Below are 866 nucleotides of genomic sequence, written 5' to 3'. Positions count from 1 at the left end.
GCCAACACATCCCCTCAACACGACACTCGATCACCCTGGCGCGGGGTGGAGCAGCCCGGTAGCTCGTCAGGCTCATAACCTGAAGGTCACAGGTTCAAATCCTGTCCCCGCAACCAAACATCATATCCCACATCAGCCGGCTCGCCCAACGCGAGCCGGCTTTTTCGTGCGCACTGGAATCCTTGAGCCCATGCGGACCCTGCGTGTCATCGGAATCGGCACCGGCGACCCGGAGCACCTCACCCTTCAGGCGGTGCAGGCGCTGGCCGACGTCGACGTCGTGTTCGTCCTCGACAAAGGGGCCGACACGGACGACCTCGTCGCCCTCCGCCGCACGATCTGCGCCCGGCACATCCGGGACGACTATCGCCTGGTCGTGGCGCAGGACCCACCACGCGAGCGCCGGCCTGCGGATTACGCGGCCACGGTCGAGGCCTGGCACGCAGCCCGCGCCGACCTCCTCGGCGGCCTGATCGCGGCTAATCTCGGGGCAGGGGAGGTCGGCGCCTTCCTGGTCTGGGGCGATCCGGCGCTCTACGACAGCACCCTGCGCATCCTGGAGCGCATCCTCGCCCGCGACGCGGGCGCCTTCGCCTACACGGTGATTCCCGGTATCTCCAGCGTGCAGATGCTGGCCGCCGCCCACCGCATCCCGCTGAACCGGATCGGCGGCGCCGTCCACATCACCACCGGACGGGCGATCGCCGAGGGCCTGCCGGAGGGCGTCGGCAGCGTGGTGGTGATGCTCGACGCCGACCCGCGCTTCGACCACCTCGATCCGGACCTGACAATCCATTGGGGGGCCTATCTCGGCTCGCCGGACCAGCTCCTGATCGCCGGCCGGCTCGGCACGGTCGGCCCGGAAA

1 protein-coding gene and 1 tRNA gene are annotated in these 866 nt (G+C 69.1%); both read left to right on the top strand.

What is annotated here, in order from left to right; translation table 11 throughout:
* Positions 1–39: 39 nt before the first annotated feature.
* Positions 40–116, top strand: a tRNA-Met gene (locus FV222_RS27720).
* A 74-nt stretch (positions 117–190) separates the two neighbouring features.
* On the top strand, positions 191–866 hold a 676-nt coding region (gene cobF / locus FV222_RS27715; protein WP_147816376.1), incomplete at its 3' end, for a precorrin-6A synthase (deacetylating).

The organism is Methylobacterium sp. WL103 (assembly GCF_008039885.1).
GTDB lineage: Bacteria > Pseudomonadota > Alphaproteobacteria > Rhizobiales > Beijerinckiaceae > Methylobacterium > Methylobacterium cerastii.
Note: the sequence above shows the minus strand (reverse complement) of the source record. Positions and strands in the feature narration are given on the sequence as shown.